At 57.3% G+C, this 13,125-nt stretch carries 14 protein-coding genes; 7 read left to right on the top strand and 7 right to left on the bottom strand.

Features of this window, described 5'->3' with window-relative positions; translation table 11 throughout:
* Positions 1–365 (bottom strand): hypothetical protein (locus tag ACK5JN_RS01705; RefSeq protein ID WP_416868561.1); only part of this gene is annotated, 365 nt, incomplete at its 3' end.
* Between ACK5JN_RS01705 and ACK5JN_RS01700 the strand changes: the two genes are divergently transcribed.
* From ACK5JN_RS01700 to ymdB, 3 genes are all read left to right on the top strand, one after another.
* Positions 364–591, top strand: a complete 228-nt coding sequence (locus ACK5JN_RS01700) for a hypothetical protein (RefSeq protein ID WP_416868560.1) — start codon at positions 364–366, stop codon at positions 589–591. The two genes, ACK5JN_RS01705 and ACK5JN_RS01700, sit on opposite strands and share 2 nt — an antisense overlap.
* 392 nt (positions 592–983) lie before the next feature.
* Positions 984–1,292, top strand: a complete 309-nt coding sequence (locus ACK5JN_RS01695; RefSeq protein ID WP_416868559.1) for a hypothetical protein — start codon at positions 984–986, stop codon at positions 1,290–1,292.
* Between the two features lie 71 nt (positions 1,293–1,363).
* Positions 1,364–1,921: an O-acetyl-ADP-ribose deacetylase gene (gene ymdB / locus ACK5JN_RS01690; RefSeq protein ID WP_416868558.1), complete on the top strand. Its 558-nt coding sequence runs from the start codon at positions 1,364–1,366 to the stop codon at positions 1,919–1,921.
* On the opposite strand, the gene mdoC is transcribed toward ymdB, so the two are convergent.
* On the bottom strand, positions 1,918–3,078 hold the full coding sequence (gene mdoC / locus ACK5JN_RS01685) for a glucans biosynthesis protein MdoC (RefSeq protein WP_416868557.1): 1,161 nt from the start codon (positions 3,076–3,078) through the stop codon (positions 1,918–1,920). The genes ymdB and mdoC overlap by 4 nt on opposite strands.
* 272 nt (positions 3,079–3,350) lie before the next feature.
* Between mdoC and mdoG the strand changes: the two genes are divergently transcribed.
* The 3 genes from mdoG (at position 3,351) to ACK5JN_RS01670 (ending at position 7,802) form a co-directional block, all read left to right on the top strand.
* A complete protein-coding gene (gene mdoG / locus ACK5JN_RS01680; protein WP_416868556.1) occupies positions 3,351–4,886 on the top strand; it encodes a glucans biosynthesis protein MdoG in 1,536 nt (511 codons plus the stop codon).
* Complete coding sequence (mdoH, locus tag ACK5JN_RS01675) at positions 4,879–7,407, top strand: glucans biosynthesis glucosyltransferase MdoH (protein WP_416868555.1); 2,529 nt, start codon at positions 4,879–4,881, stop codon at positions 7,405–7,407. The genes mdoG and mdoH overlap by 8 nt, the downstream gene beginning before the upstream one ends.
* Before the next feature lie 173 nt (positions 7,408–7,580).
* A complete protein-coding gene (locus tag ACK5JN_RS01670) occupies positions 7,581–7,802 on the top strand; it encodes a YceK/YidQ family lipoprotein (protein WP_416868563.1) in 222 nt (73 codons plus the stop codon).
* On the opposite strand, the gene ACK5JN_RS01665 is transcribed toward ACK5JN_RS01670, so the two are convergent.
* The 3 genes from ACK5JN_RS01665 to ACK5JN_RS01655 all read right to left on the bottom strand — a co-directional run bounded on the left by ACK5JN_RS01665 (position 7,803) and on the right by ACK5JN_RS01655 (position 10,557).
* Positions 7,803–8,177 (bottom strand): MysB family protein, encoded by a 375-nt coding sequence (locus ACK5JN_RS01665; protein WP_416868554.1) that lies wholly within the window; start codon positions 8,175–8,177, stop codon positions 7,803–7,805.
* 105 nt (positions 8,178–8,282) lie between these two features.
* Complete coding sequence (mdtG, locus tag ACK5JN_RS01660) at positions 8,283–9,500, bottom strand: multidrug efflux MFS transporter MdtG (RefSeq protein WP_416868553.1); 1,218 nt, start codon at positions 9,498–9,500, stop codon at positions 8,283–8,285.
* Between the two features lie 136 nt (positions 9,501–9,636).
* Positions 9,637–10,557, bottom strand: a complete 921-nt coding sequence (locus tag ACK5JN_RS01655; protein WP_416868552.1) for a Kdo(2)-lipid IV(A) acyltransferase — start codon at positions 10,555–10,557, stop codon at positions 9,637–9,639.
* A 223-nt stretch (positions 10,558–10,780) separates the two neighbouring features.
* Between ACK5JN_RS01655 and ACK5JN_RS01650 the strand changes: the two genes are divergently transcribed.
* The gene (locus tag ACK5JN_RS01650) at positions 10,781–11,842 is read left to right on the top strand and encodes a rhodanese-related sulfurtransferase (RefSeq protein ID WP_416868551.1); all 1,062 of its coding nucleotides are present in this window, start codon (positions 10,781–10,783) and stop codon (positions 11,840–11,842) included.
* Here ACK5JN_RS01650 and ACK5JN_RS01645 read toward each other — a convergent pair.
* Positions 11,839–11,952 (bottom strand): DUF2770 family protein, encoded by a 114-nt coding sequence (locus tag ACK5JN_RS01645; RefSeq protein ID WP_416868550.1) that lies wholly within the window; start codon positions 11,950–11,952, stop codon positions 11,839–11,841. The two genes, ACK5JN_RS01650 and ACK5JN_RS01645, sit on opposite strands and share 4 nt — an antisense overlap.
* 44 nt (positions 11,953–11,996) lie before the next feature.
* Entirely contained in the window at positions 11,997–13,115 is a 1,119-nt protein-coding gene (solA, locus tag ACK5JN_RS01640; protein ID WP_416868549.1) for an N-methyl-L-tryptophan oxidase, read from the bottom strand.
* Positions 13,116–13,125 lie beyond the last annotated feature (10 nt).

The raw sequence follows: 13,125 nt of genomic DNA, 5'->3' as shown, positions 1-13,125 counted from the left end.
GCAACGGCGGCGGTGACAACGGCGGTGGTGGTCACAACGGTGGCAACGGAAATGGCAATAACGGGAATGGTAATGGCAACGGAGGCGGAGGCAACGGAAGCGGGAATAATGGCAATGGAAATGGCAATGGTAACGGTGGTGGTGGTCACAACGGCGGCAACGGAAATGGCAATAACGGGAATGGTAATGGCAACGGAGGCGGAGGCAACGGAAGCGGGAATAATGGCAATGGAAATGGCAATGGTAACGGTGGTGGTGCTCACAACGGTGGCGGTCACGGAGGCGGTTGGGGTGGCGGCCATGGCGGCGGCCAGGGTCACAATCCGTTCGGCGGTCATGGCAATCATGGTAACCACGGCGGTCATGGAGGACACGGTCATGGTGGCGGTCACGACGGCGGCGGCAACAACGGCGGCGGTAACAACGGCGGCGGTAACAACGGCGGCGGCAACAACGGTGGTGGCAACAACGGTGGTGGCAACAACGGTGGTGGCAACAACGGCGGTGGCAATAACGGCGGCGGTAACAACGGCGGCGGTAACAACGGCGGCGGCACCAATGTTGGTGGCAACAGCGGGGGTTCAGGCGTAACCGTAACGCGCGCCCGCGGTGGGCTGTTGGGCGGAAGTGGTTCAGATAACAACGGTTCAAGATCGTCGAAGTGCAACCAGCCAGGAGCGGTTGGCTGTAACTTCCGCTAATCGATAAAACACGATTAACGAGTTAATGATATGAGTTCAATTAATTAAAAGGCCGTAACCCAGACGTTACGGCCTTTTTTATATTTTCAGGCCACCATAAAGAACTACAGGAATCTACCGATAGTATTAGTAACTCTATAAATTTCCTATGTAAAACGCAGTTGCAAAAGCCTGTGGGTATGACTAATGTAAAGAAGATGTTTACATTTTGAGTGCTCGTGACGAATTAGCGATCCTGGATACCACGTCTTCAGGGACGAACTTAACTTTCGGGGAGTTACCATGCAAACATTCACTCGATTTATCAGCGTTATCGTCCCTTTGATCTCCGTTTCCTGTTTCAGCGCGCTGGCGGCAAACAGCGGGGTTATCCACTTCCGCGGCGAAATCGTTGATCCTCCCTGCGACTATCAACCTTCATCGACGAAAATGAGTGTGAGCTGTTATCGGGACGGCGGAAATCATGTGCAGGTCGTGCCGATCAAAACGTTGATCCGGGGGCAGCAGATCGTCAATGAAAAAAGTACCGCGAGGCTGCAATGGGTTAACAAGGAGGAAAACGCAGCGGTCCTGATCGTCGAGTACAAATAGCCCGAAACGAAATGACGAATCGCGTTGTCTATGGTAGATAATCGCTTTGTCTAAGTATGAGGATCGTGAGCATGACCGAAAGAATTCAGGTGCTGCAGGGAGATATCACCCGCCTTGAGGTGGATGTTATCGTCAATGCTGCCAACCCTTCGCTAATGGGCGGCGGGGGCGTTGATGGCGCAATTCATCGCGCCGCCGGGCCGTCCTTGCAGGAGGCCTGTGCCGTTGTTCGCCAGCAGCAGGGTACCTGTCCGACGGGGCATGCGGTCATTACCCATGCGGGAAACCTGAAGGCAAAAGCCGTTATTCACACGGTAGGGCCGGTCTGGCAGGGTGGGGGAGCGCAGGAGGCATCGCTGCTGCAGCAGGCATACTACAACAGCCTGCAGCTGGCGCTGGATAATGGCTATCGCACGCTGGCCTTTCCGGCCATTTCAACCGGCGCTTACGGCTATCCTCATCGGGAGGCGGCTGAAATTGCCATCAGTACGGTAGCGGCGTTTCTTACGCGCCGCAGCCTGCCGGAGATCGTGCTGTTTGTCTGCTTTGATGATGAAACAACCCGCTTGTATCAGGAGATACTTGGCCAGACGCGGATCCCCGTGCTGGCCAACGATGCTAACACCTAATGGCCCGCCGTCTGCGGTTTAGGTGCCTTTTGCTGCGGCTTGCCGGAAAACAGGAAGCGCAGCAACGGGATGCGCAGATGAATCTCGTACAGCACCAGCGCGCAGCCAACGACAAAGACCAGCCCGCTGAGGAAGCCGAGCGTATTTGAACTAATGCTCGGCATAATCCACGCGCCAAAGAACAGCGTGAGCGGATGGTGTACCAGATAGATGAATAAGGACGCATTCACGAAATAGGTGACGCGTGCGGACTGGAAGTTCAGCATGCGGTGCCCGAATGAGAACACCACGTTCACCATCCATAGGCCCAGCACCATCGTAATCACATATTCCGTCTCATACATCCATGCGTCCCCGGAGCCGTAGTGCTGGTTCAGGCGATAGGCGATAAACCCGAGCAGGGCCGCGACGATGCACCACGGTGACGGGGTGGTGAACAGCGTTTTGAGTTTCGGATGAATAAACGCCAGCGCGCCGAGAATAAAGAACGGCACGTAAAATAGCGTTTGCATGACCACGAAGTTGAACAGCCCATCGCTCAGAATCGGCGGGTAGATGAGGAAAAGCGTGCGGCGAACGGCGGCGTAGACCACCCCCAACAGCAGGAACATGACCGTGAGCTTGCCCATCGTCATGTTGTCAAAAAGATCGGCCCGGCGGCGCATCTGGCGACGGCGCATCTGGTGGAAGACCAGAATGCCCAGCGTGGTCAGTACCACCAGCACCAGCAGGAACCACAGGTGCGACACCAGTTCCCAGGCCAGCGTATTATATTTTTCGTAAAACGACAGCGTATGCCAGGTTTCCGTCTTACCCTTAACGTACTGCAGCATCAGGAATTGCGGCAGCGTCAGCAGCGGAATGGCGGTCAGCATCGGAATACCTACCCGCTCGACGCGCACCTTCCACCACTTTTTGACGGGATAGCGCAAAAAAAGCATGTAGGAAAAGTAGCCGGAGATGACAAAGAACACCTGCATGCGGAACGCGTGAACAAAATCGTTAAAAAGCGTCAGCCACCACGACGGCGTCGGGCTATTCATATGCCAGGTATGGGTCGAATACAGGAGCGAAATGTGGAAGGGGATCCCCAGCAGCATCAGCCAGGCCCGAATAGAGTCGAGAAAATATTCACGCTGTGCGGGTTTGTTATTCATAGGGTTAGGTACGATTCTCAGACTAATCGCCTTACGGACTAAGACAATAAAGTTTACATTCGTTGGCAACCCTACACGAACTCTGGTTACCTGTCTCCAGGATAAGCACGCAAAGTGCAAAGCAAGGTCGACGGTTGCTTAATATCTAAGCCACCGTGCTGAACAATATGGGGATTATGTTGTCGGATTGCTTGAATTTCCAGTAAAATGGATCGGATCGATTTAAGCACACAAAGGGGGAAGTGCTTAGTTATATGAAACAGAAACCACAGATGATGAAACTGCGTTGGTTAGGCGCAGCCATAATGTTGTCCCTGTGTACCTCATCTGCATGGGCATTCACTATTGATGACGTTGCAAAGCAGGCTAAGTCGCTGGCGGAAAAGAGCTATGAAGCGCCGAAAAGCAACCTGCCTTCCGTCTTCCGCGATATGAAATATGCGGACTACCAGCAAATCCAGTTCAACCACGATAAAGCCTACTGGAGCAAAATAAAGACCCCGTTTAAGCTCGAATTTTACCATCAGGGTATGTATTTCGACACGCCGGTGACGATCAATGAAGTCACCGCCACTACCGTGCGCAAGATTAAGTACAGCCCGGACTACTTCACCTTCGGTGACGTTAAGCACGATAAAGACACCGTGAAGGATCTTGGCTTCGCCGGCTTCAAGGTGCTGTACCCGATCAACAGCAAAGATAAAAACGACGAAATCGTCAGTATGCTGGGCGCCAGCTACTTCCGCGTGCTGGGTCAGGGGCAGGTTTATGGTCTGTCCGCCCGCGGTCTGGCGATTGATACCGCGCTGCCGTCCGGTGAGGAGTTCCCTCGCTTCCGTGAATACTGGATCGAGCGTCCAAAAGCGACCGATAAGCGTCTGACTATCTATGCGCTGCTGGATTCCCCGCGCGCGACCGGCGCTTACCGCTTCGTGGTGATGCCGGGTCGCGATACCGTTGTTGACGTACAAACAAAAATTTACCTGCGCGACAAGGTGGGTAAACTGGGCGTTGCGCCGCTGACCAGCATGTTCCTGTTCGGGCCGAACCAGCCTTCCGCCGCGACCAACTATCGCCCGGAACTGCACGACTCTAACGGTTTGTCGATCCACGCCGGTAACGACGAGTGGATCTGGCGTCCGCTGAACAACCCGAAACATCTGGCCGTCAGCAGCTTCGCGACCGAAAACCCGCAGGGCTTCGGCCTGCTGCAGCGTGGCCGTCAGTTCTCGCGCTTTGAAGATCTCGACGACCGTTACGATCTGCGCCCGAGCGCCTGGGTCACGCCGAAAGGCGACTGGGGTAAAGGTACCGTTGAGCTGGTTGAAATTCCGACCAATGACGAAACCAACGATAACATCGTCGCTTACTGGACGCCGGACAAGCTGCCGGAAGCCGGTAAAGAGATGAACTACAAGTACACCATCACCTTTACCCGCGACGAAGACAAACTGCACGCAACGGATAACGCCTACGTGATGCAGACCCGTCGTTCCACCGGTGATGTGAAGCAGTCGAACCTGATTCGTCAGCCGGACGGTACGCTGGCGTTTATCGTCGACTTTACCGGCGCCGATATGCGCAAAATGCCGCAGGATACGCCGGTAACGGCGCAGGCCAGCATTGGTGATAACGGTGAAATCGTTGAAAACAGCGTGCGCTATAACCCGGTAACCAAAGGTTGGCGCTTAACGCTGCGCGTGAAGGTGAAAGATCCGAAGAAAACCACTGAAATGCGCGCTGCGTTGGTCAACGCGGACCAAGCGCTGAGTGAAACCTGGAGCTATCAGCTGCCTGCAAATGAATAAGACAACGAAGTATATCGACGCACTGTCGCTTACGGATGCAGAAAAAGCGGCGCTCCCGGACACGACGCTGCGCGCCGTGCACGAAGCGCTGGATGACGAGCATCAGGCGATTTCCCGCGATGACGACACGCCGCTGGCGTCCGTCAAAGCGCGTCTGAAAGAGAGCTGGCCCGATGCTGTGGGTGGCGATCAGCTCATCAAAGACGAAGAAGGGCGCACCCAGCTGCAGGCGATGCCGAAGGCAACGCGTTCGTCTATGTTCCCGGATCCGTGGCGCACCAACCCGGTGGGCCGCTTCTGGGACCGTCTGCGTGGCCGCGATGTCACCCCGCGCTACCTGTCTCGCCTGACGAAAGAAGAGCAGGAGCGTGAGGCAAAATGGCGTACGGTCGGTTCTTTACGCCGCTATACGCTGCTGATCCTGACGCTGGCGCAGACCGTGGTCGCCACCTGGTATATGAAGACCATCCTGCCGTATCAGGGCTGGGCGCTGATCAACCCGGCCGATATGGTGGGGCAGGATCTGTGGATCTCCTTTATGCAGCTGCTGCCGTATCTGCTGCAAACCGGGATCCTGATCCTCTTCGCCGTGCTGTTCTGCTGGGTCTCCGCCGGTTTCTGGACCGCGTTGATGGGCTTCCTGCAGCTGCTGATTGGCCGCGATAAGTACAGTATTTCTGCGTCTACCGTGGGCGATGAGCCGCTGAATCCGGAACACCGGACGGCGCTGATTATGCCTATCTGTAACGAAGACGTGTCCCGCGTATTCGCCGGTCTGCGTGCGACCTGGGAGTCGGTAAAAGCCACCGGCCAGCAGAAGCACTTCGACGTGTATATCCTCAGCGACAGCTACGACCCGGATATCTGCGTCGCAGAGCAAAAGGCCTGGATGGAGCTGATTGCCGAGGTGCAGGGGGAAGGGCAGATCTTCTATCGCCGCCGCCGCCGCCGCGTGAAGCGTAAAAGCGGTAACATCGATGACTTCTGCCGCCGCTGGGGCAGCCAGTACAGCTATATGGTGGTGCTGGACGCCGACTCGGTGATGTCCGGCGACTGCCTGACCAACCTGGTGCGCCTGATGGAAGCGAACCCGAATGCCGGGATCATCCAGTCTTCGCCGCGCGCTTCCGGGATGGACACCCTGTACGCCCGCTGCCAGCAGTTTGCGACCCGCGTCTACGGCCCGCTGTTTACCGCCGGGCTGCACTTCTGGCAGCTGGGGGAATCGCACTACTGGGGCCACAACGCCATTATCCGCGTGAAGCCGTTTATTGAGCACTGCGCGCTGGCGCCGCTGCCGGGTGACGGTAACTTCGCCGGTTCGATTCTGTCGCACGACTTCGTTGAAGCCGCGCTGATGCGTCGTGCCGGGTGGGGCGTGTGGATTGCCTACGATCTGCCGGGCTCTTATGAAGAGCTGCCGCCGAACCTGCTGGACGAACTGAAGCGTGACCGCCGCTGGTGTCAGGGTAACCTGATGAACTTCCGCCTGTTCCTGGTGAAAGGGATGCACCCGGTTCACCGCGCGGTGTTCCTGACCGGCGTGATGTCCTACCTCTCCGCGCCGCTGTGGTTTATGTTCCTGGCCCTGTCGACCGCGCTGCAGGTGGTGCACGCGCTGACCGAGCCGCAGTACTTCCTGCAGCCGCGTCAGCTGTTCCCGGTATGGCCGCAGTGGCGCCCTGAGCTGGCGATTGCGCTGTTTGCCTCGACCATGGTGCTGCTGTTCCTGCCGAAGCTGCTGAGTATCATCCTCGTGTGGTGCAAAGGCTCGAAAGAGTACGGCGGTTTTGTGCGCGTTACCATTTCACTGCTGCTGGAAGTGCTGTTCTCGGTACTGCTGGCGCCGGTGCGTATGCTGTTCCACACCGTGTTCGTGGTCAGCGCGTTCCTCGGCTGGGAAGTGGTCTGGAACTCGCCGCAGCGTGACGATGACTCCACGCCGTGGAGCGAAGCCTTTATGCGTCACGGTTCTCAGCTGCTGCTGGGGCTGGTGTGGGCGGTTGGCATGGCATGGCTGGATCTGCGCTTCCTGTTCTGGCTGGCACCGATCGTGTTCTCGCTGATTCTGTCGCCGTTCGTGTCGGTGATTTCCAGCCGCTCGACCGTGGGTCTGCGCACCAAACGCTGGAAGCTGTTCCTGATTCCGGAAGAGTACAGCACGCCGAAAGTGCTGGCCGACACCGAAGCGTATCTGGAACAGAACCGCGCTCGGGTGCTCGACGATGGCTTTATGCACGCGGTGTTTAACCCGTCGTTTAACGCCCTGTCAACGGCGATGGCAACCGCGCGTCACCGTGCCAGCCACGTGCTGGAGATCGCCCGCGATCGCCACGTTGAACAGGCGCTGAACGAAACGCCGGATAAGCTGAACCGCGATCGTCGTCTGGTGCTGCTGAGCGACCCGGTTACGCTGTCGCGTCTGCACTATCGCGTCTGGGCCGCGCCGGAGAAATACTCTTCGTGGGTGGCCGAGTACGATAAGCTGAAGATGAATCCGCTGGTGTTAAAAGCCAAATAGCGCGGTGCCTCCCCGGAGTCGGTGCTTCGCACCGCGTCCGGGCTACGTAACCTGTAGCCCGGCCAGGCGAAGCGCCGCCGGGGGGATACTGAGCAACGATTTGCCGTAAGGAAATACCGGCCATCAAGCCGGTATTTTTTTGTCTGTTTAATGAGGTAAGCGACGTGATAAGAATGATACTGGTGGCCGCCATGGCGATAATGCTCACCGGATGCGGCAGCATTATCAGCAGAACCATCCCCGGGCAGGGCCACGGAAACCAGTATTATCCGGGCGTAAAGTGGGACCTGCGCGATTCTGCCTGGCGCTATGTCACCATTATCGATCTGCCGTTCTCGCTGGTATTTGACACTCTGCTGCTGCCGATAGACGCCAGCCACGGCCCCTACGAGTAGCTAGCGCTCATCCCATTCATCCGCAGCGGTCTGGCCCTCTTCGGTATCGAGAGAGGGTTCCAGCTGGTACTCGCCTTCATCCCACTCGTGTAGCGTATTCTCTTCCAGCCACTCCTGACGAAGTTCAATCTCGTCAAAATCGCCGTCGAACACGCTCTGTGCGGCTTCACCGCTGAGCATTTGCAGGCACTCGCCTTCGTCATCTTCATCGGCGAAGAATTCGGCCTGCCACATGATGTCGCCGTCTTGCAAAACGTACTTTTGCATATTGAACTGCTGTATGTTCGCGTCACCTTCCTCAAGGCCTGGATTATCGGCGAGAAAGGTTTCGCGTGCCGCATCAATAGCTTCTTCGAGCGTGGCGTATAAGGTCATCTCAACTCCCTGCAATTTGACGTGGTATTCAAGGAAATAATAGCTGAAGTTTCAGGTTGTACACGCCCTGCGCGATGTTTTCACGCAAACCGCAGGGCGAAGCGTCTAGGGGCGGGAGGGTTCAGGGCTGCGGCGCAGGCTAAAACCGGTGTAGATAGCGTTAAACAGCACCACCATCGCCGTGACGCAGAACACCGCGCGAAAACCGTAGTTGGCCGACACGGCGGCGCCAATCAGCGGCCCGGTGACGTTACCGATATCTCGGAACGATTGGTTATAGCTGAAAATACGCCCGGCGATCTGGTTGCTGGAGTTGTAGACCAGCAGCGTTTGCACCGCCGGCAGCAGCGCGCCGTCGGCGGCCCCCAGCAGGAAGCGCAGAATGCCCAGCTGCAGCGGGTTTTGCACGAATGACATCGGGATCAGCAGCAGCACCGAGACGATCAGCGCGACGATGAGGATTTTTTCCGGGCCGATACGGTCGCCCAGCTTACCGAGGCGCGGCGCGCAGATCAGCGCCGCGACGCCGGGAACCGAGGCAATCATGCCGCTGACAAAGGCGATGTTGCTGATATTGCCCGCCAGATCGCGCACGTAGAGGGTAAGAATCGGGGCAATCGACCCGGTGGCGACCTGGATAATCAGGGTGGTGACGAACAGGCTGAGCACCAGCTCGCGGTTTTTGAGGGAACCGAACACCTCTTTAACGTGCAGCATCTCTTTTTTCGAGACCGGCGTGAACTGCTCGCGAATGAAAAACAGCGTCAGAACAAAACAGATAAACAGCACCGTCGCGGTCATAAAGAAGACCGGACGCAGGCCGTAGTTATCCGCCAGGAAGCCCCCGGCGAGCGGCCCAAGCAGCGCGCCGCTGACCGCGCCGGTCGAGAGCGTCCCCAGCGCCCAGCCGCTTTTGTGGCGTGGGATCTGGGTGGCAATCAGCGCGTTGGCGTTGGGAATGAAGCCGCCTAGCAGCCCCAGCAGCGCGCGCAGGATCAGGAACTGCCAGATATTCTGCGCCAGCCCCATCAGCAGCATGACTATCGCCATGCCCAGCGCCGACCGTAGCAGCATGATTTTGCGGCCTTTACGGTCAGCTAAGCCCCCCCACAGCGGTGAGGCGATGGCGGAAAACAGGAAGGTGATACTGAACACCAGGCCAGACCACATATTCAGCGCGCCGTGGCCGGTCACGCCAAGCTGTTCAACGTACAGGGGCAGGAAAGGCATCACCAGGCTGAATGCGGCGCCGGTTAAAAAACAGCCGAGCCAGACCACGGCGAGGTTACGCTTCCAGTTTATGGGGGCATCTGAGGGTTGCATAGGGTTCCGCAGGCAATATCGCCAAAAGAGAGTGTTTTTATAAGCCTGCTAATTATGCGCCCGTGTGAATACCTCCGCAATGCGGGTAGCTTTTAAAGCTAAAACAAAACGCGCAGCCTGGGCCGCGCGTTGTCGATTAATAAAGGGAGGGGGCGCCTTGAGGCCGCGTTTTAAAGCGGCGATGCAGCCACATATATTGCTCGGGGGCCATCATGATGCATTTCTCGACGATGGTGTTCATCCACGCGGCGGTGGTTTCGGCATCGTCCAGCGGCGGGTTGCACTCGGGTTCGAGGATGATCAGTTCGTAGCCTTTACCATCCGGTTTGCGACGCGGGACAAACGGTACCACGCAGGCTTTGGACATTCTGGCCAGCATCCAGGTGCCGGAGGTACTGGCGGCGTCTTTCACGGCAAACAGCGGCGCAAACACGCTGGCGCGCGGGCCGTAGTCGTGGTCCGGCGCGTACCAGATGATCTCGCCGTTTTTCAGCGCCCTGATCATCCCTTTGAGATCTTTACGGTCAATCATGCTTTTGTTGGAACGCATGCGGCCCCAGGTCTGTAGCCAGTCGAGAACCGGATTGTCGTTCGGGCGATAGACGCCGATGCCGGGATTATGGACCCCAAACATGCGCGCCCCCATTTCCAGGGTCAGGAAATGAATGCCGATCAGCAAAACGCCGCGTCCGGAGTCCTGCACGCTGCGAATGTGCTCAAGGCCGCTGGCGTCCATCCAGCGGTTAATACGCTTCGTTGGCCAGAACCAGGCGATGCCGGTTTCCATCACGCCCATGCCCACGGACTCAAAATTCTTTACGACCATCTGATGGCGTTCAGCTTCGCTCATTTCCGGGAAGCAAAGCTCAAGATTGCGGTAGGCAATTTTTGCGCGGCGCTTCATCAGGCGCAGTGCCAGGCGGCCCATCGTATTGCCGAGGCGGTAGATAACCGGATACGGCAGCTGAACGACCAGCCAGAGCAGACCAATTCCCAGCCAGGATGGCCAGTAGCGAGGATGCAGCAGCGCGGCGGTGAACTTGGGTAACTGGGTCATGTGTGTCCTGTTTTTACGAGCAACTGACTCTATTGTCGCACTATTTTTCCATCAACCAAAACCTCGAGGTCTCGACTGGTGCTAATTTAAGCAGAGATTTTGCGCGGTATAATTATTGGTGATGAAAATGTAGCGCAAAATGTGGGGATGTAAATTAACGATGATTGCTATATCATGCGCCCCGATTAAGACCATCCATTCTATTTTGCAGGATAAGAACACCATGCCAGTGTTGCATAACCGCATTTCGAATGAGACGCTGAAAGCGCAGATGCTGGCGGAAACCGAGCCACGCACCACTATCTCATTCTATAAATACTTCACCATCGTCGACCCGAAGGCCACCCGTGATGCGCTCTACGTTGCGCTGACCGAGCTGAAGGTGTTTGGCCGCATCTATCTTGCTCACGAGGGGATTAACGCCCAGATTAGCGTCCCGGCGAGCCTCGTCGAAAAGCTGCGCGAACGGCTGTACAGCTTTGATCCGGCGCTGAAAGACCTGCGGCTGAATATTGCCCTCGATGACGACGGCAAATCGTTCTGGGTGCTGCGTATGAAGGTGCGCGATCGGATCGTGGCGGACGGTATTGACGATCCGAGCTTTGACGCCAGCGACGTTGGCGACTATCTGAAGGCGGCGGAAGTGAACGCAATGCTCGACGACCCGGATGCGGTATTTATCGATATGCGTAACCACTACGAATATGAAGTGGGCCATTTCGAGCAGGCGCTGGAGATCCCGGCGGACACCTTCCGCGAGCAGCTACCGAAGGCCGTGGAGATGATGCAGGAACATAAAGATAAAAAAATCGTCATGTACTGCACCGGCGGTATTCGCTGCGAAAAGGCCAGCGCATGGATGAAGCACAACGGCTTCAAGCAGGTGTGGCACATTGAAGGCGGCATTATCGAGTACGCCCGCCGCGCCCGTGAGCAGGGGCTGCCGGTGCGCTTTATTGGTAAGAACTTCGTCTTTGACGAACGCATGGGCGAGCGCATTTCCGATGAGGTGATTGCCCACTGCCACCAGTGCGGCACGCCGTGTGACAGTCACACCAACTGCCTGAACGACGGCTGCCACCTGCTGTTTATCCAGTGCCCGGCCTGCGCGGAGAAGTTTGACGGCTGCTGTAGCGAAGCGTGCCAGCAGGAGCACAAGCTGCCGGAGGAGGAACAACGTCAGCGCCGTGCGGGGCGTGAAAACGGCAATAAGATCTTTAATAAGTCGCGCGGTCGCTTAAATACCCGCTTAGGGATCCCTGACCCGGAAGGCCAGCGCGACTAGCTGAAATAGAGATAGGCGATGTCGGCAATGGCCAGCAGCAGCCAGAGCAGCAGATAAAGCATCAGGTGTTCGCGAATGTTGTTGATCAGGTAGTGGAACAGACGGCGCATATCATTCTCTATAGAGCGGCCCCGCGTTGGCGGGGCCGTTTTTTTTAGTGGCTAAAGCGAGCGAGCGCGAACGGGCTTAAATCAAACGCTGGCGTCTGCTGCTGCGCAAACTGCGCGGCAATCTCGCCCAGCACGGTGGCGAACTTAAAGCCGTGGCCGCTCAGACCGCCGATAAACAGCACATCGGGCTGGCCGGGCAGGGTATCGATAATAAAGTCTTCATCCGGCGAATTATCGTAGGTACAGGCGGCACCGTGCAGACAGCCGCCGATACCCGGCAGAATCTGGCGCAGGAAGCTGAACGCTTCTGAGCCGTCGCTGGCGACGGAACCGAACGCTTTGCGCTCTTCCGGGCTGTTGATGATCTGCCCGCCGTTGTGTTTGCCAATCTTCAATTCGTTTTCGACCGCCGGGAAACCGTAGAACTGATCGCCGTTAGGCAGCTCGCCGGTGAACGCCGGGAAGTTATTCTTACGGCTATAGCGGCCATCGGCCTGGAACCAGGCAAAAACCTTGCGGACCGGCTGAATCGGCAACTCAGGGTAGAACTGTTTTACCCAGGTACCGGCGGTCAGCAGCAGCTTTTTGCCGCGCCAGCTGCCTTCAGACGTTTCAATCGTGACGCCGTCGGCATCGCTGTGGATAGCGGTGACCGGGCAGTTAAACAGCTGAGCGCAGCCGGCGTCTTTGGCCATCGCGATCAGCGTTTTCACCGCGAGCTCACTTTTTAGCACGCCGGAGGCCGGTTCAAAAATGGCCTGATAGTCGGCGGGAACGGTAATTTCCGGCCAGCGCGCCATCAGCGCGGCGGCATCCAGCTGTTCCACCGGCAGGTTAAACCGCGCGGCGCTGTGGGCCACGGTGCGCAGAAAGGTTGAGTCGGCGGGGCCAAGGTTGACCACGCCGCTGCGTTCGAACAGCTCTTCACCGCTGGCGGCGGCCAGCTCGTCCCACAGCGCCTGGGCGCGCAGAACCAGCGGCACGTATTTCTCACCTTCACCGTAGGCGTGACGCATCAGGCGGGTGTCGCCGTGGTGGCTACCCTGCTGGTGAGGGGGCATATGGGCGTCGGTCATCAGGACGTTTAACCCCGCTTTACGGGCGTAATAACCGGCCGCAGCGCCGACGGAGCCGCTGCCAATGATAATAAGGTCGTATTGCATACTCTTTCCT

This window comes from Kluyvera sp., from assembly GCF_047971185.1.
Taxonomy (GTDB): domain Bacteria; phylum Pseudomonadota; class Gammaproteobacteria; order Enterobacterales; family Enterobacteriaceae; genus Kluyvera.
The sequence above is the reverse complement of the archived record's forward strand: the minus strand, read 5'-3'. Positions and strand labels throughout refer to the sequence as shown.

Coding starts and splice junctions, on each gene's coding strand:
- ACK5JN_RS01700 (WP_416868560.1), top strand. CDS start 364: ATGGAGGACACGGTCATGGTGGCGGTCACGACGGCGGCGGCAACAACG.
- ACK5JN_RS01695 (WP_416868559.1), top strand. CDS start 984: ATGCAAACATTCACTCGATTTATCAGCGTTATCGTCCCTTTGATCTCC.
- ymdB (WP_416868558.1), top strand. CDS start 1,364: ATGACCGAAAGAATTCAGGTGCTGCAGGGAGATATCACCCGCCTTGAG.
- mdoC (WP_416868557.1), bottom strand. CDS start 3,078: ATGAATAACAAACCCGCACAGCGTGAATATTTTCTCGACTCTATTCGG.
- mdoG (WP_416868556.1), top strand. CDS start 3,351: ATGATGAAACTGCGTTGGTTAGGCGCAGCCATAATGTTGTCCCTGTGT.
- mdoH (WP_416868555.1), top strand. CDS start 4,879: ATGAATAAGACAACGAAGTATATCGACGCACTGTCGCTTACGGATGCA.
- ACK5JN_RS01670 (WP_416868563.1), top strand. CDS start 7,581: ATGATACTGGTGGCCGCCATGGCGATAATGCTCACCGGATGCGGCAGC.
- ACK5JN_RS01665 (WP_416868554.1), bottom strand. CDS start 8,177: ATGACCTTATACGCCACGCTCGAAGAAGCTATTGATGCGGCACGCGAA.
- mdtG (WP_416868553.1), bottom strand. CDS start 9,500: ATGCAACCCTCAGATGCCCCCATAAACTGGAAGCGTAACCTCGCCGTG.
- ACK5JN_RS01655 (WP_416868552.1), bottom strand. CDS start 10,557: ATGACCCAGTTACCCAAGTTCACCGCCGCGCTGCTGCATCCTCGCTAC.
- ACK5JN_RS01650 (WP_416868551.1), top strand. CDS start 10,781: ATGCCAGTGTTGCATAACCGCATTTCGAATGAGACGCTGAAAGCGCAG.
- ACK5JN_RS01645 (WP_416868550.1), bottom strand. CDS start 11,952: ATGCGCCGTCTGTTCCACTACCTGATCAACAACATTCGCGAACACCTG.
- solA (WP_416868549.1), bottom strand. CDS start 13,115: ATGCAATACGACCTTATTATCATTGGCAGCGGCTCCGTCGGCGCTGCG.